Source organism: Paenibacillus sp. FSL P2-0136, from assembly GCF_037975325.1.
Taxonomy (GTDB): domain Bacteria; phylum Bacillota; class Bacilli; order Paenibacillales; family Paenibacillaceae; genus Paenibacillus_AQ; species Paenibacillus_AQ silagei.
The window spans coordinates 7,237,626-7,263,747 of the sequence record NZ_CP150244.1; the positions used below are offsets into that span (position 1 = coordinate 7,237,626).

Annotated in this window: 23 protein-coding genes; 3 read left to right on the top strand and 20 right to left on the bottom strand. The window is 54.3% G+C overall.

The annotated features are described in order from the left end of the window. Positions 1-7 precede the first annotated feature (7 nt). Positions 8-1,654, top strand: coding sequence for an ABC transporter substrate-binding protein (locus tag NYE26_RS31005; RefSeq protein WP_339252603.1), 1,647 nt, complete (start codon positions 8-10; stop codon positions 1,652-1,654). 164 nt (positions 1,655-1,818) lie between these two features. Here NYE26_RS31005 and nikE read toward each other — a convergent pair whose 3' ends face one another. The 6 genes from nikE to NYE26_RS31035 all read right to left on the bottom strand — a co-directional run bounded on the left by nikE (position 1,819) and on the right by NYE26_RS31035 (position 7,540). Further along, entirely contained in the window at positions 1,819-2,637 is an 819-nt protein-coding gene (gene nikE, locus NYE26_RS31010) for a nickel import ATP-binding protein NikE (RefSeq protein ID WP_339257678.1), read from the bottom strand. A gap of 20 nt (positions 2,638-2,657) precedes the next feature. Next, entirely contained in the window at positions 2,658-3,482 is an 825-nt protein-coding gene (locus tag NYE26_RS31015) for an ABC transporter ATP-binding protein (RefSeq protein ID WP_339252604.1), read from the bottom strand. 19 nt (positions 3,483-3,501) lie between these two features. Continuing rightward, positions 3,502-4,332 carry a nickel ABC transporter permease subunit NikC gene (nikC, locus tag NYE26_RS31020; RefSeq protein ID WP_339252605.1) on the bottom strand — a complete coding sequence of 277 codons (831 nt, stop codon included), beginning with the start codon at positions 4,330-4,332 and terminating at the stop codon, positions 3,502-3,504. Then, positions 4,329-5,276, bottom strand: a complete 948-nt coding sequence (gene nikB / locus NYE26_RS31025; RefSeq protein WP_036728006.1) for a nickel ABC transporter permease — start codon at positions 5,274-5,276, stop codon at positions 4,329-4,331. The genes nikC and nikB overlap by 4 nt, the downstream gene beginning before the upstream one ends. Before the next feature lie 22 nt (positions 5,277-5,298). Further along, positions 5,299-6,918: a nickel ABC transporter substrate-binding protein gene (gene nikA, locus NYE26_RS31030; protein ID WP_339252606.1), complete on the bottom strand. Its 1,620-nt coding sequence runs from the start codon at positions 6,916-6,918 to the stop codon at positions 5,299-5,301. 262 nt (positions 6,919-7,180) lie between these two features. Then, complete coding sequence (locus tag NYE26_RS31035; protein WP_036728009.1) at positions 7,181-7,540, bottom strand: helix-turn-helix transcriptional regulator; 360 nt, start codon at positions 7,538-7,540, stop codon at positions 7,181-7,183. Positions 7,541-7,681: 141 nt separating this feature from the next. Here NYE26_RS31035 and NYE26_RS31040 point away from each other — a divergent pair, with 141 nt between their 5' ends. Then, the gene (locus NYE26_RS31040) at positions 7,682-9,094 is read left to right on the top strand and encodes an MFS transporter (RefSeq protein ID WP_245367922.1); all 1,413 of its coding nucleotides are present in this window, start codon (positions 7,682-7,684) and stop codon (positions 9,092-9,094) included. An 89-nt stretch (positions 9,095-9,183) separates the two neighbouring features. On the opposite strand, the gene NYE26_RS31045 is transcribed toward NYE26_RS31040, so the two are convergent. The 9 genes from NYE26_RS31045 to NYE26_RS31085 all read right to left on the bottom strand — a co-directional run bounded on the left by NYE26_RS31045 (position 9,184) and on the right by NYE26_RS31085 (position 20,071). Beyond that, entirely contained in the window at positions 9,184-9,351 is a 168-nt protein-coding gene (locus NYE26_RS31045) for a CxxH/CxxC protein (RefSeq protein WP_063829067.1), read from the bottom strand. A 102-nt stretch (positions 9,352-9,453) separates the two neighbouring features. After that, on the bottom strand, positions 9,454-11,250 hold the full coding sequence (locus tag NYE26_RS31050) for a M3 family oligoendopeptidase (RefSeq protein ID WP_339252611.1): 1,797 nt from the start codon (positions 11,248-11,250) through the stop codon (positions 9,454-9,456). A gap of 455 nt (positions 11,251-11,705) precedes the next feature. Continuing rightward, entirely contained in the window at positions 11,706-13,508 is a 1,803-nt protein-coding gene (gene cydC / locus NYE26_RS31055) for a thiol reductant ABC exporter subunit CydC (RefSeq protein ID WP_339252613.1), read from the bottom strand. Next, a complete protein-coding gene (gene cydD / locus NYE26_RS31060) occupies positions 13,505-15,274 on the bottom strand; it encodes a thiol reductant ABC exporter subunit CydD (protein WP_339252615.1) in 1,770 nt (589 codons plus the stop codon). The genes cydC and cydD overlap by 4 nt, the downstream gene beginning before the upstream one ends. Further along, positions 15,274-16,290 (bottom strand): cytochrome d ubiquinol oxidase subunit II, encoded by a 1,017-nt coding sequence (cydB, locus tag NYE26_RS31065; RefSeq protein ID WP_339252617.1) that lies wholly within the window; start codon positions 16,288-16,290, stop codon positions 15,274-15,276. Before cydB ends, cydD begins: the two co-directional genes overlap by 1 nt. Further along, positions 16,277-17,683 (bottom strand): cytochrome ubiquinol oxidase subunit I, encoded by a 1,407-nt coding sequence (locus NYE26_RS31070; RefSeq protein WP_339252619.1) that lies wholly within the window; start codon positions 17,681-17,683, stop codon positions 16,277-16,279. The genes cydB and NYE26_RS31070 overlap by 14 nt, the downstream gene beginning before the upstream one ends. 223 nt (positions 17,684-17,906) lie before the next feature. Continuing rightward, complete coding sequence (locus NYE26_RS31075) at positions 17,907-18,137, bottom strand: cold-shock protein (RefSeq protein ID WP_036699797.1); 231 nt, start codon at positions 18,135-18,137, stop codon at positions 17,907-17,909. Between the two features lie 91 nt (positions 18,138-18,228). Continuing rightward, entirely contained in the window at positions 18,229-18,429 is a 201-nt protein-coding gene (locus tag NYE26_RS31080) for a cold-shock protein (protein ID WP_019914582.1), read from the bottom strand. 394 nt (positions 18,430-18,823) lie between these two features. Continuing rightward, positions 18,824-20,071, bottom strand: coding sequence for a trypsin-like peptidase domain-containing protein (locus tag NYE26_RS31085; RefSeq protein ID WP_036728019.1), 1,248 nt, complete (start codon positions 20,069-20,071; stop codon positions 18,824-18,826). 356 nt (positions 20,072-20,427) lie between these two features. On the opposite strand from NYE26_RS31085, the gene NYE26_RS31090 reads away from it, so the two are divergent. Further along, positions 20,428-20,634, top strand: coding sequence for a hypothetical protein (locus tag NYE26_RS31090; protein WP_209879260.1), 207 nt, complete (start codon positions 20,428-20,430; stop codon positions 20,632-20,634). Here NYE26_RS31090 and NYE26_RS31095 read toward each other — a convergent pair. From NYE26_RS31095 to yycF, 5 genes are read right to left on the bottom strand one after another with little or no spacing between them, the layout of a single operon-like run. Further along, positions 20,603-21,409, bottom strand: coding sequence for an MBL fold metallo-hydrolase (locus NYE26_RS31095; RefSeq protein ID WP_036699804.1), 807 nt, complete (start codon positions 21,407-21,409; stop codon positions 20,603-20,605). The two genes, NYE26_RS31090 and NYE26_RS31095, sit on opposite strands and share 32 nt — an antisense overlap. A 16-nt stretch (positions 21,410-21,425) precedes the next feature. Further along, on the bottom strand, positions 21,426-22,166 hold the full coding sequence (gene yycI, locus NYE26_RS31100) for a two-component system regulatory protein YycI (protein ID WP_076081897.1): 741 nt from the start codon (positions 22,164-22,166) through the stop codon (positions 21,426-21,428). Positions 22,167-22,214: 48 nt separating this feature from the next. Beyond that, positions 22,215-23,507, bottom strand: coding sequence for a two-component system activity regulator YycH (yycH, locus tag NYE26_RS31105; RefSeq protein ID WP_339252624.1), 1,293 nt, complete (start codon positions 23,505-23,507; stop codon positions 22,215-22,217). After that, positions 23,504-25,336, bottom strand: coding sequence for a cell wall metabolism sensor histidine kinase WalK (walK, locus tag NYE26_RS31110; protein WP_036728025.1), 1,833 nt, complete (start codon positions 25,334-25,336; stop codon positions 23,504-23,506). Before walK ends, yycH begins: the two co-directional genes overlap by 4 nt. Further along, positions 25,336-26,067 (bottom strand): response regulator YycF, encoded by a 732-nt coding sequence (gene yycF, locus NYE26_RS31115; protein ID WP_036728027.1) that lies wholly within the window; start codon positions 26,065-26,067, stop codon positions 25,336-25,338. The genes walK and yycF overlap by 1 nt, the downstream gene beginning before the upstream one ends. Between the last annotated feature and the right edge of the window lie 55 nt (positions 26,068-26,122).

The window sequence follows — 26,122 nt, forward strand, 5'->3', positions numbered from 1 at the left end:
TATGTATATGTATAAAAGAATAATGCTCTTGCCCCTCCTGGGGCTGATCTGCGGCTGCAGCGGGCAGCCAGCTTCCCTCTCGTCTGCGCCTGGACAAGAGCTGCTGGATCCATCCGCTTCCGCTTCTGATTCTGCTGATTCTGTTGTTCCCGCTTCCTCTGCCCCGAAGCTCAAAATCTCCTGGACCATGCATCAGAATCTGCCGGTTGCGGAGGATGCCGTAATGGTGCGGGAGCTGGAGCAGAAGTTCAAGGTAGATCTGGACTTCTGGAATCTGCCGAATAACAAATATGAATCCCTGCTCGACCAGAGGCTGGTGCAAGGCAGCATTCCCGACCTGTTCCGGGTCCGGCAGACCCAGGATCTGCTGAAGTACCAGCAGCAGGGCGTGCTCGCCCCTATTCCTGAGGAACTGCTGAACACCTACGCTCCCAATATTCTTAAGGCCATCCGCGAGAATGCACCCGCCTATCAGCAATATGGCCGCATTAACGGGGCCTATTACGGCATTCCGGTCATTAATCCTACCAATATCTATCGGGTCCCCGTGGTCTACCGGCAGGATTGGCTGGACAAGCTCGGCCTTAAGGTGCCGGATACCTTGGCCGATTTCGAGAAATTCATCTATGCGGCTGCGAACGAAGACCCCGACGGCAACGGTATCCGGGACACCTACGGCTTGTCGCAGGAGGGCATGAATGTTGTCTTCGGCGCCTTCGGGCAGATGGTCTTCACGGATCAGCTCTACTTCAGCCGGAAGGATCAGGGACTGGTTATTGGCGCTCTTGAGCCGGATATGCAGGAAGCGCTGCGTTATCTCCGCAAATGGTACCGGGACGGGGTCATTGATCCCGAGTTCATCACCGGGGAGAATAGCGGAGGCTACAAGCATCTGTCGCACGCCTTCATTAACGGACGGATCGGCATGACCTCCATGGGCAATTATTATCACTGGACACAGGCAGGGGATTATACAGACTGGAGACTGGATGACCAGAAGGCAGCCAGACTGGTTCCGGTAGAAGCAATGTTTAACGTCAAGGAGTTAACCGCGAAGCATCCGCAGGCCAAGATCGCTTTCGGGCGGCCGGTTAGCGGTCCGGACGGCAGACGCGGCTCCAAAGCCTACGATATGCTGATGAGCTTCACCGCCATTGGCGCGGATGCTACCCAGGAGCCGGGCAAGCTGGAGAAGATCCTCCAGCTGCTGGACTACGTCAGCGCAAATCCTGACCCCGATGAGGCGGCATCTCTGCAGTATGGTATTCAGGGGACACACTGGGACTGGGCCGGAACGGACAAGAAGGATATCATCCTGCTGCCGCCGTATAACCATAAGTTCAGCTACCAGAATACGATCGGCGCGGGGATCGGCATGACCCTGCCCATCCTTCCTGCCGGACGGAGCGAGCAATGGGCGGCAACCCTGGGGCTGGATCACGACGGCATCTATAATGCCTTGGAGGTGGCTACGCCCTCTCTGATCAGGAACAGCGCTGGGCTAATTAACCTAAGAGACCAGGCGTATATTGCCTTCATCACCGGGGAGCGTCCGCTTGAGGAATTCGGGGAGTTCGTCGAGGAGTTCCTGGCGGCGGGCGGAGCGGAGGTACTAGCGGAAGCAAATGAGTCCTATAAGAAGCTTGATCCATAAAATAACCCCACAAAGTGAGGCTTTAGCTTCGATGATGACTCAGGTACTTTGCGGGGGCCCCAAAACATATAAAGCGAAAACGGTACCGTCCTATAAAAGGGCAGTACCGTTTCGGCGAGAGTGTAGTCTCCTCTATTGCTCCATTGCTCACGGGATGTTTACCGTTATTGTACAGCGTTCCTGGGCAGCTCCCTGTGCCGGTTCCGCGGATGCTCCGCAAGCATGGAATCGAGTAAGCCCCGAACCGCAGGATGAGAGGACTGCAGGAACTGCTCCTTGCTGTCGTTATATTCCACTATCTTGCCCTGATCCATGACAGCCAGTGCGTCTGAGATCATACAGGCGGCCTTAATATCATGGGTGATGAACAGATATGACAGACCGAACGCAACCCGCAGCTCCCCAAGCAGCCGCAAAATATTCGCCTGGTTAATCATATCTAAACTACTAACCGCCTCATCCAATACAATGAGCTTAGGCTTCAGCGCAATCGCTCTGGCGATATTGATCCGCTGCAGCTGTCCTCCGCTGAACTGGTAGGGCTGCTTCTGCATGTCCGCCGCACTTAGTCCAACACACTCCAGCAGCTCACCTACCGCCCGCTTCTGCTCCTGAACGCTCAAGGATTCGTAATTGGACAGCGGCTCACCAATAATCTGCTCTGCTGTCATCCGGGGGTTCACGGCAGAATAACAATCCTGGAAGACCACCTGCAGATCGCGGCGGATGGTCCTGCGCGCCTGCGGGCTCAGCTTATACAGATCCTGGCCCTGAATCAGCACCTGGCCCGCGCGGGGCGGCTCCAGCCCGAGAATAACCCGGCCCAGTGTGCTTTTACCGGCTCCGCTTGATCCCAGCAGCCCCAGGCAGGTTCCCTCCTCTATATGAAGAGACACGCCGGACAACACATTATCCTGCTTCGCAGGACGCCTCCACCGGCGGGATGCAGCATAGGTATGGGTAACTTCCCTGACCTCAAGCATGTATTCTGCCGCTATTCCAGTCATAGCTGGCCCCCTAACTGCGGACTAAGCTGAAGCAGCGGCCTTGCTGCCAGCAGCTCCCGGGTGTATTCATGCCGGGGATGATCGAATAATTCGAATACATCGGCGGTCTCAACAATCCGCCCGTGCTGCATAACCGCAACTTCATCAGCCAGCTCCGCAATGACGCCGAGATCATGGGAGATCAGCAGAATAGCGGTTCCATGCTCCTGCCGCATCCGGTCCAGCTGCCGCAGCACCTGGAGCTGATTGGTCACATCCAGAGCCGTAGTAGGCTCATCGGCAATGATCACGGAGGGCTTCAGACACAGGGTGAGCGCCAGCATCACCCGCTGGAGCATCCCGCCGCTCAGCTCATACGGATACTTTCCCAGCAGCGCTGCGGGATCGGGCAGATTCACATCAGCCAGGGAGCGGATCGCGCAGGCTCTGGCTTCTTTTTTTCCCAGCTTCACATGTGTACGGATCGATTCCACAAATTGCACGCCGATGGTGTACACCGGAGAGAAGGCTGTCATCGGATTCTGCATAATCAGGGCAAGACTACTGCCGCGAAGCCTGCGCATGTCCTTCTCCGGAAGTCCGTTCAGCTCACGGGTATGCAGCCGGATACTGCCTTCGATCACACTCGTCTGCCGGTCCAGCATCTGGAGGAGCGCCAGCGATGTTACGGTTTTTCCGCTGCCGCTGCCTCCCACAAGACCCAGCACACGCCCCGGCTTCAGCTCCAGGCTAACATCCTCTATGAGGGGCAAATATCCTGCCGCTGTCTCCACAGATACCTTCAGATCCTTCACCTGCAGCACATATTCCGCTTGTTCCATGATTCGCTCATTCCTTCTTTCAGGAGCCTCGTTTGATCCCGTACCGTTCAGACAGCGCCTCGCCCAGCAGATTAAACGAAGCTACAACCATAATAATCATCAGGCCCGGATAGAGCATCAGCTCGGGATGATTGCGGATGAAGGATTTCCCTTCGTTCAGCATCGCCCCCCATTCCGGTGTAGGCGCCTGGACGCCCAGGCCCAGGAAGGACATCGCCGAGATATCCATAATCGCCCAGCCCATCTCAAGCGTCCCAATCACCACAATCGACGGCAGAATATTGGGAATAAGGTGCCTGCTCATGATCTGCCAGGGGGAAGAGCCGCTGATCCGCGCTGCCGTGATGAAATTCCGCTCCTTCAAGCTGACAATCATATTCCGGAACATCCGGGCGAAGTACACCCACTGCACCAGCATCAGAGCAATAACCAATTGAGACAGGCCCGGCCCCAGGATCCCGATCAGACCGAAGACCAGAATCATACTGGGAAAAGACATAATGCCATCGCACAACCGCATCAGCGCAGCATCCAGCCACCCGCCGCTGTACCCCGAAACCACTCCTGCGAGCAATCCCACCCCTAAGGAAGCGGCAAAAATAAGCGAGGCAAAGCCCAGCGAGATCCGTGTTCCATACAGCAGCCTGGATAGATTGTCCCGGCCCAGCTGATCTGTCCCCAGGAGATATTCCCACGAGGGCGGACTGAGCTTCGCTGCCAGGTTCACCCGTATCGGGTCATGCGGTGAGATCCACGGGGCCAACAGGCCAGCAAGACCAAACAGGATCAGCAGGCTGCCGCAGATCATGATCACTCTCTTGCCTTTTAAACGGCTGCTTAAGTTATTCATCCTTGGCTGGCCCTCCCTTTACGCGCAATTCGCGGGTCCAGGAACAGCTGCAGCAGATCGGCTATCAGATTGCTCCCGGCAATCACACAGACCGAGAGCATGACATAGCATTGAATCACCGGAATGTCACGGTTAATGATCGCTTCAATGAAGTACCGGCCGAAGCCCGGCCAGGAGAATACCTGCTCTACGATAATCGCCCCTGTCAGCAGCTTCCCCAGATTGATGCCCAGTCCTGTAATAAGCGGTGCTATGGCAATTCTCAGCACGTATTTATACAGAATCACACGTTCCTTAATCCCTCTTGCCCGGGCATACCGGACATAAGCCTCCTTCAGCTCCTCCAGGACGGTCGTCCGCAGCAGGCGCGCGTAGATGGCAATCAGCCAGAGTGCCAGGGTAATAGACGGAAGAATCAGGTGCTGCACAGACCCTCTGCCCTCCACAGGCAGCCATTCCAGCTTAACCGAGATGAAGAACATCAGCAGATAGCCGATCCAGAAGACCGGAACACAGGCGCCGATATAGGCGAATACCCGGATCACATGATCTAACAGCCGGTTTTTGTAAATCGCCGCTAGCACCCCAAGCGGGATGCTAACCACCAGCGCCAGCACGATACTGGCGGACGCAAGCTGAAGCGTTGCGGGCAGCTTCTGGGCAACCTCTCCCCATACGGGCATATTGGACAGGTAGGAATGGCCGAAATCCAGCCGGAGCAGCCGGCCCACCGATTGAACATATTGCGTCAGCAGCGGCTGGTCCAGCCCGAATTCATGCCGCTTGGCGGCCAGCACTTCATCATCCGGCTGGATATGCGCCGCAGCCAGATAGGCTTCAGCCGGGTCCACCGGCCCTACCCGGATCATCACGAACATCAGCAATGAGGAGAACAGAATGATGGGGATGATCGCCAGCACTCTTTTTCCGATATATACGCCCACTTAGAACCCTCCTGCGTGACTACTACTTCTTCTCAATACCATGAAGCGGGTATTCATCCCGGTTGGACGGGAACTTGAATTCAGCCACATTGTCCCGGTACACTGCCATCTGCTTGATGTAGGAGATCGGAAGGATCGAAGACTGCTCCTGCAGCGTAGTGAGCACAGAGCCGAACAGCCCGGTACGGGCTTTGTCATCTGTGATAGCCATACCTTCCTTAATCTTCTTGTCGATCTCAGCCTTCATCGGCAAGGCCGCCAGAGTATCCGAGACCCCGTAGCCCGGCTGTACAACGGCAGTCATGAAGGAATGCGGGTCATACGGCGCACCAAACGTCGAGTAGAAATTCATGTCGAACTCATTGGCCTTTCTGCGCTGGATGTAGACGGTCAGCTCGACGCCGGTGATTTTCAGATTCACACCGATCCCCGCCCATTCAGCTTGCAGAGTCTCCGCCATGGACTTCATCGTCAGATCCGCCTTATCATACATCAGCTCCAGCTCAAGCTTCTGTCCATCCTTCTCCCGCACGCCCCCACCTGAAGGCAGCTTCCAGCCCGCTTCATTCAGCAGCGCATTCGCCTGCTCCACATCATATTTTACCGGGCTCACCTTGATATTGGCATAAGGCAGATTCGGAGGCAGGATATTGTCCGCCTTCTCCTCCAGCCCCAGCGTCACCCCTTCGACCATCGCTTCCTTATTGAAGCCCATGCTAAGTGCCTGACGGACCTTAAGATCAGCGAGCTTCGCGTTCATGGTATTCAGCACCAGATTGCGGGTTGCGATCGGCTCAGACAGCTTAGTGACGTACTTCCCGGTGCTCTCAAGCTCCTTGTAAGCGTCATAGCTGATGAGACCTTCGCCGTAGATCAGGTCCAGATCCCCTTTTTCAAAAGACAGCACACGGGTCTCCGCATCCGGGATCACCTTCACCACCACCTTGTCCACCTTCGGCTTCTCGCCCCAATAGTAAGGATTCGGTGTAAAGGTTGCCGATTCATCCTTCTTATACTCGCTTAGCACCCAAGGTCCGGTTCCAATCGGGCTACGAATGCCCTTGGACGTATCGCCATCCTCGGGGAAGCCCGCCTCGCCAAGGAAGCGTACCGGCCGCACCACCGCAAGATCGTACAGTGCCGGATAATACGACTCTGTCAGCGTGAGCCGGAACGTAGTGTCATCAACCGCTTCTGTCTTCTCAATCAGCGGGATCATGCCCAGCCATGTGTGCAGCTTCTTATTATGTAAGACCGCATCCATATTCTTCTTCACCAGCTGTGCGGTAAAAGCCGTTCCGTCCGAGAACTTGACGTTGCTGCGGATCTTGAACGTGTATACCTTGCCATCCTGCGACAGTGTCCAGGATTCAGCCAGAGCCGGAACAAGCTTCCCGTCCTGATAACTGACCAGCGGCTCATAGATCATAGACTGGGCTAACAGCTGGGACGGATTATATAAATGCGGATTCATCGGTCCGATATCCCGGGGCCACGCCATTGTAAGGGTCTTCGCAGCTTGTGCGTCTCCGGCAGCCGATGATTTCTCCGTAGTATTCGATGAACAGCCTGCAGCGACCATGGATATAACCAATAATACGAGCAGGCCTTGCAGCAGCCTCTTACCTTTAGATGCGAACATAGCGTTGACTTCCTCTTTTCTAATCGAGAATGATTATCATTACAATTTAAAATGTTACTTCACCTGACACAATTCTGTCAATGGTAACGGTTGTATGCTCTGTACATACAAGTGGAAACGGCTTTGCCGTCCTTTTAAAGGACGGTACCGTTTCGGCGAGAAATAGAAGGATAATGTATAGCGTGAAACATATACATTCTTATATTTTCAAAAAACCACCCCAGAATCTGGAGTGGCGATGATGTCATACGGTATATGATTGTTATCCCTGCTCTTGCCCTTCCTCTTCCGGCTCCCCGAATCCCTCATCCGGCCCGGGTCTGACGTAAGCCTGCAATACGGAATCCAGCAGTCCGGGGAACCGCTCGTCCAGATCTTCCGTCCGCAGGGACAGAATGCGCTGGGTACCCTGCACCCGGGTATGAATGACACCCGCTTCGCGCAGCGTCCGGGCATGGTGGGTCAGCGTGGACTTGGCAATCGGCACCTTGAAGCTGTTGCAGGACTGCGGGCCGTGGTTACAGATCTCCGACACTACATATAGACGGATCGGGTCGCTAAGCGCATAGAGCACCGAGGCGAGCTGAATGTCCTTGCGGTCCGGATGATGGAGCTGCTTCATGAATAAGACTCCTTCAGAGTATATAATAGTACTTCTTTTCACGATGATTTCCTAATTGCATTTTACATTAGCGCATGCTATATTTCAATAGTTCGTAAGTAATCGAACAATACAATAAAAGAATGAAGGAGTGGCTTTCTCATGACCTCATCACCTGCTTCTGAGGGCGATCAAGAGCATTCAATGGCTGCTCCGCAAGCGGCTCTTCCACGGGAAGGACTGTTAACTCTGCTATTCAGCGTTGCTGTCGTCCTCGTTATTATGAACACAGCGATGTTCAATCTGGCCCTGCCTGATGTAACCGAGACCTTCGGCATCACCGCAGCGTCCGCCTCCTGGATTGTAACCGGGTATTCCATCATGTTCTCTATTGCCTCAATCACATACAGCCGGCTCTCGGACTTCCTGCCGATCCGCCGGCTGCTGGTTATCGGGCTGCTCACCTTAGGGCTTGCTGCTGTGGCCGGATTCTTCAGCACCAGCTTCATTTTCCTGCTGATTGTGCGTATTCTGCAAGCCTCGGGGGCAGGCGCCGTGATGTCGCTGTCCCTTGTCCTGTTCACCCGCTACATTCCGCAGGCCCGGCGCGGCAAAGCCATGGCGACGATTATGTCGGCCGTCTCCCTGGGACTGGGTCTGGGTCCGGTAGCCGGCGGCTCCATTGTGGAATACCTCGGCTGGACCTGGCTGTTCGCAGTCACTGCAGCTATTCTGCTGCTGGTGCCGCTGTTCCTGATCCTGCTGCCCAAGGAAGTTCCGGCTCGCGGCTCATTCGACGTTCTGGGCGGGATCTTCCTCGGCGTGGGTACCACCGGTCTGCTCCTGTTCCTGACCAGCGGACTGTGGATCGCGCTGATCGCCGGCATCGCCGCGATTGCCTTATTTGTAGGGCGTATCCGCACGACCCCTGATCCATTCGTGCTGCCAGCGCTGTTCAGCAACCGGCCATATCTGGTACTGGCGCTGATCGGGGTTGCCTCCTACCTGTGCAGCTTCGCTACCCTGTTCCTGCTGCCGCAGATTCTGACTCACCGCTTCGGCTTCAGCGCCAGCCATGCCGGGCTTGTCATCTTCCCGGGCTCACTGCTGGCCATTTTCGTCTCCCGCCTGGTCGGACGGATGATCGACCGCTACGGCAACACCGGAATTCTGCGCTTCGCACCGCTGCTCGTTCTGGCCGCCACCGTATTGTTCGCCCTATTCGCCGGACAATCCTGGATCGCCGTCATGCTCGTCTACATGATTATGAGCCTGTCATTCACTGTACTGTCGAGCAGTGTATCGAATGAAATCTCGCGTATCCTGCCTGCTTCGCAGATCGGCTCCGGGATGGGGCTCTTCCAGCTGCTGCAGTTCTTCAGCGGTGCCTTCAGCGTCGCGATGGCCGCCAGCGCCCTGGAATGGCAGCGCAGCCTGCCGCTTCAGGCCGCTTACTCCAACATCTACTGGGGATTGTCAGTTGCAGCAATCGTGGCGATCGGCTCCGCCTTCATCTACCTGCGGAGCAGTCAGCGCAGCCCGCTGGCCGAGATGGCGAAAGCCGCAGACTGCTAAATCCGCAACTGCACCATTCACGCATACACCGCACGCCAAAACACCCTGCAGCCTTCACGGCCACAGGGTGTTTCTTATTCCGGCCGTCCTCAGACGACCAGATATTCCGCATTTCGTTCACATTCCGCACATTTCGCCGGCGGGTCCCAGTCCGAGAACTCCGTCTCCTTCAGATCGACTACATCTGGTGCATCCTCGTACTCGTCCACAAATTTGTCGATGGCCAGCTCTACGTGTTCCTTACAGACTACATACATTCAATCAAGCATCCCTTTCTGTGCCGCTGCGGCGTAGACTTATACTACTGTTCTACCACACTTCCCTGCAAAAAGGAACCTCACGCAGCGCAAAATACACTCTTATTCCCGCCCCGCAAACTTCCGGACATCCCCGGCAATGAATCCGAGCGCCTCCTGCCAGAAATCCAGGGAATGCACATCAATATCCATCAGCTTCGCAGCGTCTGCGATACTCCGGGTACTGGTCGCTGAGAGGAACTGTTCATAGCGGCTCACGAACGCCTGCCCCTGCTTTTGGTACTGGGCATACAGCCCCTTGGAGAACAGCAGCCCGAAGGAATACGGGAAGTTCAGGAACTCATTGCCTGCCATATAATACCCGGCCTTGCTAATCCACTGGTAAGGATGAATGGACCCGGGCAGCACACTATCCCCGTAAGCGGCAGCCATCGACTCCAGCATCAGTGCGTTTAGTTCCTCTAATGGGAGGGGACCGGATAACCGGCGGGCATAGAGCGCGCTCTCGAAGCAGTACCTGGCATAGAAATCGACAATATAATACCCCGCATCCGAGAGACTACGTTCCAGGATCGCATCCGCTTCCTCCGCAGGCAGCGAGTTCAAGAGTTCAACATGAATCAGACTCTCGCAAAAAATCGACGCCGTCTCCGCAATCGGCACCGGATAATCCATGTTGACCATCGTATGTCCTGCGAGGCGGCTGGTATGGTATGCATGCCCAATCTCGTGAGCCAGCACACTCACATCTATATATTGGCCGTGGAAGCTTGTTATGATCCGGCTCTCTCCAATCGGGACGATATCGACACACATCCCGAAATTGCCTTTCCCGCTGCGCGGCTCGGCATCAATCCAGCGCTCCCCGAACATCTTGCGGGCAAACCCGCCCAGCTCGGGGCTGAATCTGCTGAACCCCGCGATAATCATCGCCTGGGCCTCAGCATAGGTGACGCGGATTGAAGACTCCGTGCCAATGGGCGCAAAAACATCCCAGAACGGCAGCTGTCCCCCCGAATGCCCCAGCCGCCCAGCCTTCTCGGCATAATACTCCCGGAAGACCGGCAGGCTCTCCCGGATGGCCTGAAGCATCACCTCCAGCGTCTCCTCATCCATCCGCGCTGCTTCCAGCACCTTATGCAGCGGGGAAGCATAGCCCCTCAGCTCATAGATGGCTGCCGCCTCACCGGAGACAGCATTGATACAGGCGGCACTCTGCTCCGCTACGCTGCGGCAAGCCTCATGCTCTGCTTCAGCCGCCGCCCGCCGTACCGCAGAATCGGGGTCGTAGACCAGATTCCGCAGCTCCGCCAGTGTCACACTGCGGGTCACTCCGGCCAGCTCCAGATCGGTCCGCAGTGTAGACAGCGTCTGCATGTACAGCCGTTCCCACGCCTTCGAGCCGGTGTTCTGCATCCGGGCAATCACCGCTTCGCCTTCTGCGCTGAGCATATGCTGCGATTTCCCCTGTAATCCGCGCAGATAGAAGCTATGCTGCTCCAGATAAGCGCTGAAACGGAGACTCCGCTCCAGTTCATCCGCGCTTACCCCTGCCAGCCATTTGCTGAAGCGGACCAGAGCTTCCCCCGCCCCGCTGGTCACTTCTTCCAGCTCGTCCATCAGATTGACGGCTTCCTCACACTGGCTGTCCGCACTGAATCGCAGCTCCGCGTAGCTGAACAGACGCAAATATAGCTGTTGATACGCATTATATTGTTTAAGGAACTCTTCCATCAGTTCTGCAGGAGCCTGCCCGCTAACGGGCTGCGAGGCCGACCATGTATTCAGCTCCCCGGCAAGGCTCTCCACCTGCCGGCGGTCCTGCTGAAATCCCTCCGACTCGAACGAGGGATAGATCCGGTCCAGATTCCATGTTAATTCGCACGTTGTTGATACCATTGATTAATCTCTCCTTATTTATAATCACAGGAGCCCTCCGTTATCATATGCTTCCACCCCGTTCTAATTGATCCTGACAGGATCATCCAGTTAAGTGTACCTTAATTTCCCGGGTTTGTCCTATTCACCGGACATGGACACGATTACATCCGGCCCGAACACCCAGCACTTTCGCCCAATGTGATCGGTTTTCCGATTACATCCGACCCGCACACCCCAGCACTCGCCCAATGTGATCGGTTTTCCGATTACATCCGACCCGCACACCCCAGCACTCGCCCAATGTGATCGGTTTTCCGATTACATCCCGCCCGAACACCCAGCACTCGCCCAATGTGATCGGTTTTCCGATTACATTGGGCGCACGTGCAAAAAAAGCTCTTCCTGCCCCCAGCGGGACAGGAAGAGCTTTTACCTTTGTACTCACACACTTACCTCGGCTCTAATCCTAGCCTCTACACACCATCTGCCCCATTCAGATATTGACCCGGGCGGTCCAGCTCATAGAGCTTGCGGTAACGCGGCTGCCGCTCCATCAGCTCGGCATGGGTGCCGCGCATCTCCACTTGGCCGTTCTCCATGAAAATGACCTCGTCCATCTGCTCGGCGCCCACCAGATGATGCGTGACCCAGATCAGCGTCTTGCCGGCCATTGCCTCGAACATCGTGGCCAGCAGCTCGCGCTCCGTGCGCGGGTCGAGGCCAACGGTTGGCTCATCCAGCACAACCACCGGCGTATTCTGCAGCAGAATACGGGCCAAGGCCATCCGCTGGCGCTCTCCGCCGGAGAAGCGCTGCCCCGCCTCGCGTACCGGAGTATCATAGCCCTCCGGCAGCGAAGAGATCAGCGTATCCAGCTTCGCCAGGGCTGCCGCCTGCTGGACCTCTGCCTCCGAAGCCCCCGGGTCCCCGAGCCGGATATTGTTCGCCACCGTGGTGTCGAACAGATGCGGGCTCTGGTTCAGCACCGCGATGAGCTGCGGAATCCGCTCACCGTAAGCCGCAGCATCGATACCGTTAATCGTCACGGAGCCGATGGTGGGCGCAATCACGCCCTGCACCAGCTTGAGCAGTGTCGATTTACCGGCTCCGCTGCGGCCGATCACTGCAACCTTCCGCCCCTGCGGCAGCGCAAGGTCCAATTGCTGAACAGAGAAGTCGTCACCTGCCGCATAGCGGTAGCCCGCCGACTTCAGTTCAATCTGAACCTGTCCGCTGGCCTTAGCCGCCTGCAGCGCAGCGGCAGCCTGAGCTTCCGCTCCGGCACTCCCAGCAGCAGTTCCCGCGCTAAGCGGGGTATCTCCCGCTGCGGCTTCCACGCCCTCCAGCCGCTCCAGTGAATTCCGGTATTGCGGAATTTTCTCCACAGCCTCGGATACGGGCAGGAAGGCATCTGCCACCGGGAAGACCACCAGCACGAACGCCGCAATCAGCGTTCCGGCAATCGCCCCTTCAGCATACTGTCCAGCCGCCCAGTATAACAAAGACAACACAGCCAGGCCGACAACGGCCTGCCCGATGAACATACGCAGCCGTGCCCAGCGCCGCAGCGAACCGTCTATGCGGGCAACCGCCTGCTCGTCCGCTTCGTACGTATCGACGAACTGGCTCTGCCGCCCGCTGATGACCCAGTCACTTAAGCCCAGCACAGCATCGGTCAGCTTTTGATACAGCCGGTTCCGCTCCTGCTTCACCTGACGCTGACGCTTCTGGGTCAACAAGAGGGAGATCAGCGGTAATACGACTACCAGCACCAGCATGTAGAGTCCCATAAGCAGAGCAAAGGCCACATCGAACGTCCCGAGCGCAATCATCGCCGCTGCATAGATTAATAGCGCGATAATACTCGGAAAGACCGTCCGAAGATACACATTCTGCAAATATTCAATATCATCGGCAAGCATACCGAGAATATCCCCGGTACGGAAGCGTGAGGACAAGAACAGCGCCTGTGGCTCCAGCATATGGTACAGCCGGACCCGCATCTTCGACAGAATGCGCAGAATCGTGTCATGTCCCACCAGCCGTTCCACATAGTGGATGACAGCCCGGCTGGTCCCGAAGGTACGCACACCAACAATGGGGACATAGATCATCAGTATATTTTCCGGCGGAATCGAGGCCTTCGAGATCAGGAAGCCGGAGGTATACATCAGCGAAGACGCTGAGAAGATCGTCAGCGCGCCCAGCAAGATAATTAACACGAACCGCCAGAAGTAGGCAGAGTAATAGGGAGCAAACCATCCTTCACGTTTCAATGGATTCCCTCCAATTGACTTTGAATAAGCTCATAATAAGCACCCCTCCGCGCAGTCAGCTCGTCGTGTGTGCCTATTTCAGCCACCCGTCCCTGCTGCATAACGACAATCAGATCCATGTCGATCATCCAATGCAGGCGGTGTGTAGCCAGGAATACCAGCTTACCCTCGAACAGCGGCAGCATCGTCTCCTTCAGCTCATATTCCGTCTCAATGTCCAGATGGGCCGTCGGCTCATCCAGCAGCATGATGGGGCGGCTGCTCAGCAGAGCGCGGGCCAGAGCCACACGCTGCTCCTGTCCGCCGCTGAGCGAACGGCCGCCGCCGCCGATCATTTCGTTCAATCCCTCCGGCAGCGAGGACACCAGCTTCGATAAACCTGCCGACTCCAGCGCGGCAGCTACCGCTTCTTGCGAAGCCTCAGGATAATAGAACCGGACATTATCAGCCAGAGTGCCGCTGAAGATATACGGGCGCTGCGGAATATAAGCCGTCTGCTTCCGCCACCCCTCATCGGTCAGCGCACTGACCAAGCTTCCATTGATCGTAAGGCTTCCGGAGGTTGGATGAAGGAAGCCGCCCAGAATATCTACAAGCGTAGACTTGCCTGCCCCGCTCTCCCCGATAATACCGATTCTGGCATATCCCCTGAAGTCGAGATTCACCCCTTCGAGCGAGGATACACCGTCAGCTTCATATTGTACGCCCACCGCATGAAGCCGAAGTTCACTATCATTGTTCCACTTGAAAACGCCTCCCGGCAGCTCTCCTCCATCGCCCTTCACCGCTCCCTGCCCACCCGGCTCCAGCAGCTTCGCCTGGACCGTCTCACGGTCAATGATGCTCTTCATCGCTTCTCCGGCCTCCTTGCCGTCCAGTGTGGCATGGAAATCTGCACCCACCAGCCGCACCGGCAGGAAATATTCCGGCGCGAGAATCAGGATCGTCAGTCCGGTAACCAGCGTCATCTGCTCATTGACCAGACGCAGACCGAGACTTACCGCTACCGAAGCGACAGACAGCATGGTGAAGAAGTCCAGTGCGAACGATGACAGGAAGGCGACTCGCAGCGTACGCATGGTTGCTGAACGGTAGCGGTCACTGACCTTAGCAATACTCTCACTGTGGCTGCGGCTGCGTCCAAGATATTTCAGCGTCTCCAGACCGCGCAGTGAATCCACGAAGTGATTCGATAAGGTACGGTAGGACTTCAGCTGACGGTCCATCTGCTTGCGGGCCGTCATCCCGATCAGGATCATGAATACAATAATGATCGGCATCGTTAAGGTAAGAATGACACCGCTGGACGTATCCAGGGTGAATACATAGATAAGCAGCAGAGCGGGTGTTACCGCCATACCGACCATCCGCGGAATAATCAGCTCCAGGTATGTGCGGAACTTCGTTACTCCTTCAAGCACTAATGTGACCATATTTCCGGTTCCCCGGTCGCCAGCCAGCCGTGGTCCCAGCTGGAACAGCTTGTCCATCATCTGTCTCCGCATGCTGCTGCCGGTCGCTTCCGCGAAGCGGTACGCCGCCCGGCTCATCAGCATAGCGCAGGCATGACGCACAAGAAACGCAAGAAGGAACAAGAGCGCTCTAGCCCCTTGTTCCTTCAGCGGTTCTCCCGCAAACAGCGCAGAGACAGCTTCTGCCAGCGACTTCGCCAGCAGAAGAATGGAGAAGCTTTGCACCAGGGTCAGGAAGCCAACCAGCAGAAATACAGGCTTAACTCCTTTGTACCCAAGCAAATTTTTATCCATTAGTATTCAAGATGCTCCTTCTCATGAACCCGTTTGTGGAAGATGAAATAACTCCAGATTTGATAGCCCAGCACGAACGGCAGCAGGGTCAGCGCTACAATCGTCATCACCTTCAGCGAATATTGGCCGGAGGCCGAATTCGTAATCGTCAGGTTGAATGCCTGATCCAGCGAGCTGATCATCACCCGCGGGAACAGTCCGATGAAGATCGATGCAACAGACAGCGCCATCACAGCACCAGTCATCCCGAAGGCATAGCCGTCCTTCTTCTTAGTCATGAAATATCCGGCCAGCAGATAAGCGGCTACAGCGAGAACGACTACAATCCATAGCAACGTTCCGCGTTTATCGAAGATATCCGTCATAGTATATGTCATCACAACGAAGGCTACCAAGAGCGCCGCCAGTGGAATCAGCAGCTTCTGGGCCAGCTTACGCGCCCGTTCCTGCAGATCTCCAAGCGTGCGGAGCGTAGTGAACATCAGCCCGTGCACCAGACACAGCAGGACAACCGTAATCCCTGCAACCACTGTATAAGCATTGACGATATCGAAGAATCCGGCATACATCTGCATATCCTTGTCGATCGGCAAGCCCTTGATGAAGCTGGCGAATACCACGGCGAGCAGGAACGGCGGTAGGAAGCTGCCGAAGAAGATGCAGACATCCCATGTTTTCTGCCAAGCCTTGGAATCGCGCTTGCCTCTGAATTCGAAGGCGACACCACGGGCGATTAGCGCCAGCAGAGCAAATACAAACGGAATATAGAAACCGCTGAACAGCGTAGCATACCAATGCGGGAAGGCCGCGAACATGGCACCGGCACCCGTAATCAGCCATACCTCATTTGCATCCCAGAACGGACCGATCGAATTGATCAGTATCCGTCGCTCCGTATCATTCTTGGCCAGAATCTGCGTCTCCATCCCTACACCGAAGTCGAAGCCTTCCAGGAAGAAGAACCCGACGAACAGCACCGCAATCAGCAGAAACCATAATTCATTAAGAGAAAGCATGAGTTGATCCCTCCTTGTTATACGGATCGTGGGATTCACCGTGTTCGTTATCCATAGCATAAGGACCTTTTTTGATCACTTTGACGAACAGGCCGACTAGCACTGCACCCAATATGGCATAGATCGCGGTAAAAGAAATCACCGAGAACAGTACCTGTCCGCTGGTAATATTAGGTGATACACTGTCTTCTGTAGTCATAAGTCCGAATACAGTCCATGGCTGACGCCCGATCTCTGTCATAATCCAGCCGGCCGTGTTGGCAATCGGCGGAAGCAGCAGTCCCCAGAACATGAAGCGCATGAACCAGGTATTGGGTCTGTCCATCTTTTTACGCCACATGAGGTAGATCGCGTATACCCCAAACAGTATCATCAGCGAGCCTGCAGCCACCATGATCCGGAAGCTCCAGAAGGTTGTTTTGACCGGCGGAATATAATCTCCTGGCCCATAGGCCACTTCATACTCCTGCTGCAGCTCCAGCATCCCCTTCACTTCACCGGAGAATTTACTGTAGGACAGGAAGCTCAGCAGATACGGAACCTGAACTTCATTGCTGTTGGTCTGGTTCTTCACATCGATATTGGCAAACACCGTCCAAGGTGCCGGGTCGCCGCTCTCACCCCACAGCGCTTCGGATGCGGCCATCTTCATTGGCTGTGTCTCTACCAGATATTGAGCCTGTGCATGTCCTGCAACCGCAACGCCGAAGGATGAGATAACCCCTACAATTGCTGCAATCTCGAATGATTTTCGGAAAAAGGCAACGTCCTGCTTCTTAAGCAATTTGTATGCACTGATCCCTGTTACCAGGAAGGCGCCCGTAGCGTAAGCGGCAAGCACTGTATGCGGAAATTCCACCAGCAGCTGGCCGTTTGTAATCAGTGCGAAGATGTCATTCATCTCCGCGCGGCCATTGTTAATCTGGAAGCCGACCGGATGCTGCATGAACGAGTTAGCCAGCAGAATCCAGAATGCCGACAGCATCGTTCCGAAGGCGACCAGCCAGATGGATAACAGATGAATCCGCTTGGATACCTTATCCCAGCCGAAGATCCAGATTCCGATGAACGTGGACTCCAGGAAGAAGGCCAACAAGGCTTCAATCGCAAGCGGAGCCCCGAACACATCACCGACGAAGCGCGAATAATCCGACCAGTTCATCCCGAACTGGAACTCCTGCAAGATCCCTGTTACTACACCTACTGCGAAGTTAATCAGGAATAGCTTCCCCCAGAATTGCGCCATTCTTTTGTACTCTTCATTGCCCTTTCTTACGTACATGGTCTCCATAATGGCAATTATGAGCGCAAGTCCGATCGATACTGGCACAAAGAAATAATGAAAAATTGTCGTCGACGCAAATTGTATACGCGACAGCAGTACTGTATCCATATTTCTCCCCTTCCTTCTCCCCATTTCGTTATGTCTATTTTGTCAAATTCCCATCACTCAAAGTGTGATAATTATCACATTATACGCCCCGTTTAGGCATAAAAAACAATAAATTTGTGACAAATATCACAATTTTGCATTTAAAAGCAAAAAAAATAAGACGGTTTCACCGTCTTGAAGGTGTCCTGCATATATAGTTGTCTTGACTCATAAAGGTATTGGTCTAGGTAATGGAAATACCTTTCTTAAGCGATTTGAGATCGCCATTTGAATTAAGCAATTGCGGCAGCATCTTCATGCTACGAACCATTGGGGAATGACAGAGACGGCAGGAAGGCGCATGTTCAAATGCGAAATTATCCCTCATCCATCCATTGCAATCCTCGTTGGTACAGGCCCAAATTGCGGTATTTTCTTCCGGTACTTCCTCCAAAGGCTTTTTCCGGTAGTTCATTGCCGTTCCTCCCTTCCTTTATGTTGCAAGCAAGTGATGATAAAAAAAGACCGTCCCAACTTTCACAAGCGGGGACGGTACCTTCTATTAATTACAGTTTTACAACGTTTTCGGCTTGTGGTCCGCGGTTGCCTTGAACAACGTTGAATTCAACGCGTTGGCCTTCGTCCAAAGTTTTGAAGCCGTCGCCAGTGATTGCGCTGAAGTGAACGAATACGTCGCTTCCGCCTTCAACTTCGATGAAACCGAATCCTTTTTCTGCGTTGAACCATTTAACTGTACCTGTTTGCATGTGTGTTACCTCCACAAATTTAAATTAATATGTTCTTTTTATCTTCAGACAAAGAAAAAATTCACACATTGAGAAAGGTTGTAGCTTTGGTTGACAGCCCTTTTCAATGCGAGAATAAGGTATCAATGTAAGAACAATTTCATGTTACCACACCTTAATAACAAAGGCAAGCTGTTCTATCCTAATTCCTCCGTTTTTTCCCTTATAAGGACTACTTCCCAATGTAAGGGCTACCAGTCATAATAAATTGTAATATTTATACCCATTGCTACCAATTACCCCATTTATTTATTCTTGAAACAGCCCCGCCCTCTTCTTTTTTTCCTGAAAAGGACGGCTTGAACTGTTTCCGTAATCGTGACTGCCTCATTATTATATACGGCCATTTCCAATTTTATTCCTCTGGCTTCTCAAGAAGCTGGACTGTGGTCTGCTTCACTTCACCATTGCGGTAGAAGGTAATCTTCAGCTTATCGCCGATCTTGGTATGATCGTACAGATATTTGCGCAGCGACAGCGTGGAGGTAATCGGCTTATCGTTGAACTTGGTAATCACATCGTTAAGCTGCAGACCCGCTTCCTTCGCCGGTCCCACAGCATCCAGAACCACAACCCCATCGGTCACTAGAGACGGAAGATTGAGCTCCTTACGCTGGTCATCGGCCAGCGGTACATAAGGATTATTCAGATCCACTGAATAGACGCCCAGGTATGACCGGGCTATCCGGCCTTTGGAGGTAAGCTCATTGGCTGTATCCACCACGTGATTGGAGGGAATCGCAAAGCCCAGTCCCTCTACCCCCGTATCGGAGATCTTCATCGTATTGATACCAATCACCTTGCCGTCCAGATCCACTAGTGCGCCCCCGCTGTTGCCCTCGTTAATGGCCGCATCCGTCTGGATCACTTCCTGCTCCCAATCGTACACGCCATCCTGGTTCAGTGACACTGGAATCGTCCGCTCTGTGTAGCTGACAATGCCGGAAGTCAGTGTATCTCCAAGCCCCAGCGGGTTGCCGATGGCAATGACAGTCTCACCCAGACGCAGCTTGGAGGAATCCCCGATCTCAGCAATCCGGTCGATTCCCTTGCCGTCAATGGAGAGCACAGCAATATCGCTCACCTTGTCGGCACCTACCAGCTCCGCCTTGTGTGTCACGCCGTCTACTGTAACCACTTCCAGCTTGCCGGCACCCTCAATGACATGATTATTCGTGATGATAAATGCCTTATTGTCATCCTTCTTATAGATAACTCCCGAGCCTAGCGCGGATTCATCGAGAATATTAAGTTCCTTATTATCTTGTTTATGATTAATGATGCTCACTACCGCAGGGCGGATATGTGCAGCAGCCTGAATAATCCGGTCATACGGATCTGCGCTGCTCGCAGCCACCTTATCAATAACCACCGGAGCCTGAGCTCTCTCAGCGGCGAATTGTCCCGTTACCAGACTGAACAGCAGCACAGCCGCTACAGCACTGCAGACAGAGCTGATCAGCGAGATCTGCCAAGTTGCCAGCGACCGCTTCGATTTGCGGACAGCCCACTTGCCGTCAGCATATCCGCCGGTTGATTTAGATTTGCCGCTTTTGCGCCGTGACACCTTGGTTGAATAGAAATCATCATCAAATAATCCCATGTTACACTCTCTCCCCTCTATTGCCACCGCATTCACGACCTGAACGCCAAGCAACCACGCCCGAGCTTAACCGCTATATCTCTTAGACTTCATGAAGTACTAAAAGGTTTCACTTGATTTATTCACCACATTCCAGTGGGTTCTAAGCGCAAGGGATGTCTATTATTCTAATAAGCTACTAAAAAGTTTAACAGCTTGTATCCGGAATATTTTGCAACTTAAAAGACTACAATAGGATTAGAACGCTCTATATGATTGTATCACAGGCAGCCGCGCTGCCCACATGTTTTCTATGTTAAATAAATGTAAATTATTCACAGCTTCATTACTATCCATTTCACAAGGAGGGCCGGACTATGGAGTCTTTTTCAACAAGTAAAGATCTGGTGCAATTCATTGGCAAGCTGGGGGACCTTAAGGATGAACATTATCAGCTGATTCTTGTACAGCATGCAATGATTGAGCTGTTAATTGATAAAGGGCTATTCTCCCGCCAGGAGCTGGAGCACAAGATTACCGAGGTTGACCGTCTTATGACTGGCTCACCTTATCCCATGGCGTAGGCCGGTCATAGTAGGTGTCGCAGAGCCTGAACTCACTGTCTTTGTAAAAGCAGCCCCTGTCCTCCATCGCCCCGCGCACGGACATCTTCGCCAGATCCATCATATTATGGTCTCTGCTCAGATGTGCCAGATAGGCGCGCTTGGTCCGCCCGCTCAGAATCTCGCTGAGCGCTGCACCTGCCGCCTCATTGGACAGATGCCCCAGATCGCCGAGAATCCGCCGCTTCGTATTCCAGGGATAACGCCCCATCCGCAGCATTTCGATATCATGATTCGACTCCAGCACCAGCACATCGGCATCCGATATGGCCGTTCTCACCTTGTCGCTGACATACCCGAGGTCTGTCGCAACACACAGCTTCTCCTTGCCGTCATAGAAATTGTAAGCTACCGGCTCTGCGGCATCGTGGGAGATGGCGAAGGATTCCACCCGCATACTGCCGAAATCCCGGTGCTGCCCGGTCTCCATAATGACCCGGTTATGCTCCTCAATCTTGCCAATCCCCTTCTCAATCGCTCCCCAGGTGTTCGAATTCGCATAGATCGGAAGATTATACTTGCGGGCCATCGCGCCCAGCCCTTTAATATGATCCGAATGCTCGTGGGTCACAAGAATTCCGTCCAGCTCCGCTCCCGTCAGTTCGCGCATGGCCAGCAGTTCGTCAATGCGCTTCGCGCTCAGACCCGCGTCGATCATAAGTGTGGTCTCGCCGTTACGCACCACTGTCACATTCCCGGTAGAACCGCTGGACAGTACTGTAAATGAAATCCCCATATCTCTCCTGCTCCTTCTACTCTGTTGTCTTCGGACTGATAATGTCCGCACTGATCGCATCCATATAATAAGCACTGCCGTCCTCCAGCATGAACCGCCACATCGGCGAAGCCACCTGGCTCTCGGAGTTGAACAGCTCGCCGTAATAGCCCAACTCAATCTCCTTCACTGCAGAACCCGCAGGAAAATACTTCTCGATCAGACTGCTAAGCGCCTGCGAAGCCGGGAGCACCTTCTGCAGATCCTCGCTCCGGCTTGCTGCGATCTCAATCTTCGGCCAGCGGTAAGCCACAATCTTCTGGTCACTGTTAATCAGCTCCAGCCGCACTCTGAAGAGAGACCACTTGTTATCCACCAGCGGATGCAGGACGAACTTGCCGACCTCACTCTCCTGTGAATCGAACCGGTAATTGGCAATGTCGGGAATCTGGCTCTTCAGCAGATTGCTCAGCTCCGAGAACGAGGAGTACATCAGCTTGCTGTCGATCGGCTCCTTAAGCTTCACAGGCAGTTCATTCTGCTCTTCGGCCGAATAACGGTACGTGATATCAGGCAGCTGCGGAGTAGCAGCCGGAATCGGGCATAGCAGCCGGATGTTCTTCTCCTCCATCACCGCCTGAGTCTCTGCGGACAGGGAAGTGAAGTCAAGTCCCGCACTGACCTGATCGCGCACATCGATCCATAGCTGATAGCACAGCAGCAGATTCAGCACCAGAAAGGCATATATCAATACACTCTTGGCCCTTCCCCAGTCCATAACGTCCCTCCTCGAATCGGTATTCTGTCCGCTTGGCTTAACTCCGCCCTAATTCAATGTAAGCTCACTGCCATCGCTAAGCGTAACCCGCCAGACGGGATGAAGCTGCAGCTTCTCCCCGGCCAGCGCAGGCATATAAGCAGGCGTAAGCTCAATAATCCGCAAGGAGCTGCCGATCTGCGCCAGCCGCTGCTTCAGCAGTTCGCCGCCGGGCAGCTCGACAATGGTCTTCTCAGACTTCTCCTCATTCGTATACATCAGGGAGCGCTCATAGGAAGAGACCGTTCCCTGCTGGAGCTCCAGATGAATTACGCCATACTGAAGCTGCGGATTGCTCATGATCGGATAGGAGCCGGACGGATAAGCGCCATAATATTGTTGAAAAGAAACCTTGCGGTCCTGCCGGCCCTCCTCCGTAGCAGCCAGCCTGTAGGTTCCGTTCCAGCCGCCATGGTTATTGACGAATTCCACCGCCTCCAGCGCATCCTTTGCCGGTGTGCTGTCGCCATCCGGCAGTGCAGCCGGGTCGCTATAACTCATCCAGTTCTGCTCCTGGTCCACCTGCAGACTGCGTTTGCTGTCCGTGTAAATTTTGGAACCGTCCTTCTCAGGAATGTATCTTGTATTGCCTGCATCGAAAAACAGATTGCTCTGCATTTGCTCAATGGTATACATACCCGCAGGCATCACGACTTTAACCAGCGGAACATCCGCCTCAGGGACATAATACTCACCGTTCACGGCTGTATACAGAGTCAGATTCTTGCCGAAGTCCACATGCTGCTGCACATCCTGAACCGTAAGATCGGCCTTGGCCGCCTCGTACACAATATCCCCGCGTGTGCTGAAGAAGATGACATGGGCTTTGGAGTCATTTTTGATATTGTAGATCCAGATCCGGTCAATGCTCTCCCCCTCGAACAGCGAATCCGGCGAGATCTGCATGACCCGCTGCAGCAGCGTTACCGGAATGCCTGCCCCGAACGACAGCTCAATGCCCGGATTCTCGCTGCGGATCTTGTCCCAGTCGAAATCCTGTACGGACCGCCGCTGGAAGCTCTCGAAGCTGCGTCCCTTCAGGCGGTTCATAATCAGATTATAGAAGGTGGAGCTGGGGTAGAACAGTGTATGCTTGTCCCCGCCCATATGAATAATCATTTTATCGGGGTAGAGCAGGTTCTCCACCTTTTCCTTCAGTCCCATATTATCCGTCTTCACATATAAGGTCTTCGACAACACTGCCGAATCACTGCCGGGCAGCCTGTAGATCAGGTAATAGCTCTCCACGAGACTTCCGAGTATAAGCAGAACCAGCATCCAAGACTTGATTCTCTCCTTCACGCCTCACTCCCCCTTTGCTTCATCAAAGGCAGTGTGAATGTGACCAGCGAGCCCTCATTCAGCTCCGATTGCAGGGAGATGGAGCCGCCGTGGGCTTTGACAATTTCCCGGGCAATGGACAGCCCCAGACCTGTTCCGCCCATGTTCCGCGAGCGTGCCTTATCCACCCGGTAGAAGCGTTCAAAGATGCGCTCAATATCCTTCTTCGGAATCCCTATACCGGAGTCGCGGACAGACACGGCCAGCATGCCGTCCTCGCTCTTATGCGCCTCCAGCTGGATTGTCCCGCCCTCTGGCGTATACTTGAGGGCATTGGAGACCAGATTGCCCAGCACCTGATCAATCTGGTCGCGGTCCAGCCAGGCTGTAGCGACATCCTTACGCACCCTGGTGCTGATGTGAATCCGCTTCTGGCGGATCTGGAAGGAGAAGCGGTCCGCCACATCCTCCAGCATCTCGGTGATATCCGTCTGCTGAATGCGCAGGCTGGATTCCTTAGAATCCAGCCGCGACAGATGCAGCAGATCCGTAACCAGCCGGATCATGCGCTCCGTCTCATTGCGGATAACGCCGACGAACCGCACGGCGAGCTGCGGATCTTCAAGTGCTCCGTCATCCAGCGCCTCCGCATAGCTCTTGATCGTCGTAAGCGGCGTCCGCAGCTCATGCGACACATTCGCCACGAACTCCCGGCGGGACTCCTCCAGATTCTCCTGCTCCGTAACATCCTGCAGCACTGCAATCGTCCCGGCGATCCGTCCGCCTTCGCGGCGGTGAATCGGGGTGAAGGTCACCCGCACAATATTGGGATCCTCGCCGACCATAGGAGACAGATGGAGCATAGCCGACTGGGGAACGCCCTGGGTCACCGAGACAGACTGCTCAGGCTCCAGACCCAACAGCCCGCCAAGCGAGGCTCCTGCCGGAAGCGGTCCTTCCGCACCTAGCATCAGGGCAGCGCGCGTATTCATCAGAATCACCGCGCCGCTCTCGTCTGTGGCTACGACACCGTCACTCATATTGGCGAGAATGGACGACAGCTTCTCCTTCTCCTCTTCGTTCTGCAGCAGCGCCTCGCGCAGCCGGTCCGTCATATAGTTGAAGGCCTGGCTCAGCTGGCCAATCTCATCATTGCCGAACACAGGTACCTTCCGGTTGAAGCGCCCTTCAGCCACAGCCGTGGCATGCTTGGTCATCTCCTTAATCGGATGTGTGATCGTATGGGCCAGAATGACACCCAGTACGGCCGTCAACGCCAGCGCCAGCAGCAGCCCTGAGAGGAACACACTGTTAATCCGGCTCATGGTGGCATATAAGTCTTTCATATCGGCAGCTATATAGATGGCGCCTACCACCTTATCACCGGAAATTACCGGCTTCGCCACTACCTTCTTGCGCACATTATCATCAGCGATGATATATTCCTCATTATCGCTGATCCCCTGCAAGGCGCGGCTGACCACGGTCTGCGTGTTCCGCTGGCCGACATAGTCATTCTGTGAAGGGATCGAGGTGGTAATAATCTTGCCGCTCGCATCCAGCACCTGAATTTCCGCACCGTTGATATACAGATTGTTCACCATGCCGCGCAGGCTCTCTACCGCCGATTCCTCATCGGCTGTTCCTGTCTCACTGCCGAATTTGTCAGCGGTGAGGATCGAGAGCATCTCGGCGCGGGCCTTCAGATCCTTGGTGAAGTTATCCGTCAGCGAGTTCTTCATCGAGCTGACAAAGTATACGCCGATCAGCTGCATCGCAATCAGAATCAGCAGCACGTAGATTACGATAAGCCTGGCCTGAATCGTCCGGAAAAAGGACAGTGCCTTCATTACAACCCTCCGTTTTTGGGGCTATGCATCAAATAACCGAGTCCGCGCCGGGTATGAATATACTCCGGCTTGCTGGGATTCTCCTCAATTTTTTCTCTGAGCCGGCGGATGGTCACATCCACCGTCCGCACATCGCCGAAATATTCGAACCCCCACACAGCCTGCAGCAGATGCTCCCGGGTCATTACCTTGCCCGCATGGCGGATCATATAATAGAGCAGCTCATATTCACGATGTGTCAGATCCAGCGGCTCACTATCCTTGTAGACCATGTACATATCCGTATCAATGAATAATCCGAAATGATAGACCCCCTGCTTGCTCTCCACTGTCTCACTCGGCGCTTCCGACGGGGACGGCTTATGCTGGCGCCGCATTTGGGCCTTAACCCTGGCCAGCAGCTCACGGGTACTGAACGGCTTGGTCACATAATCATCCGCACCAAGCTCCAGACCCAGCACTTTATCAATCTCCCCATCCTTGGCGGTAAGCATAATGATAGGAATATCCAGATGGGCAGAGCGCACCTCACGGCAGACATCCATTCCGTCCTTGCCGGGCAGCATGAGATCCAGCAGCATCAGATCGGGGCGTTTGGACAGAGCCAGCTCCACCGCACTGTTGCCGTCGAAGGCGCAGATGACCTCGTAGCCCTCTTTTTCCAGATTGAATTTCAATATATCAGCAATAGGTTGTTCATCATCCACTACAAGAATCGTTCCCATTTGCATATGCTCAGCTTCACCTTTCTAACGATACTCGAAACCCTGATTCCTTTATTTTAAC